This window comes from Sulfitobacter sp. UBA4523, assembly GCF_002388305.1.
GTDB lineage: Bacteria > Pseudomonadota > Alphaproteobacteria > Rhodobacterales > Rhodobacteraceae > Sulfitobacter > Sulfitobacter pontiacus.
Genome location: NZ_DGMH01000069.1, coordinates 31,795 through 32,092 on the forward strand (window position 1 = coordinate 31,795; position 298 = coordinate 32,092).

The 298-nt window shown below is 64.8% G+C and carries 1 pseudogene; it reads left to right on the forward strand.

The features are described from left to right. Positions 1-298 (forward strand): annotated as a pseudogene (locus B3849_RS16845) (DeoR/GlpR transcriptional regulator); the annotation flags it as partial.

The window sequence follows — 298 nt, forward strand, 5'->3', positions numbered from 1 at the left end:
CGGGGCCTCGCCCCGCGCGCCGGGGGCGCAAAGCGTGCTGGATGAACGTCAGCGCGAACATGTGGATGAACGCCGCCAGATGGCGCAGCTTGCCGCAAAACGGGTGACAGACGGGCAAACGCTGATGATCGACGCAGGTGCCACGATGATGGAATTCGCGCGGGCGCTGACCCTTTCCGGCGTGACGGCGACGGTATTAACCAACAGCCTGCAGGTCGCGATGATTTTGGGGGCCTCCGACAGGGTGCGGGTGATCATGACCCCCGGCGACTATATGAATGCAGAGGCCGCGCTGACC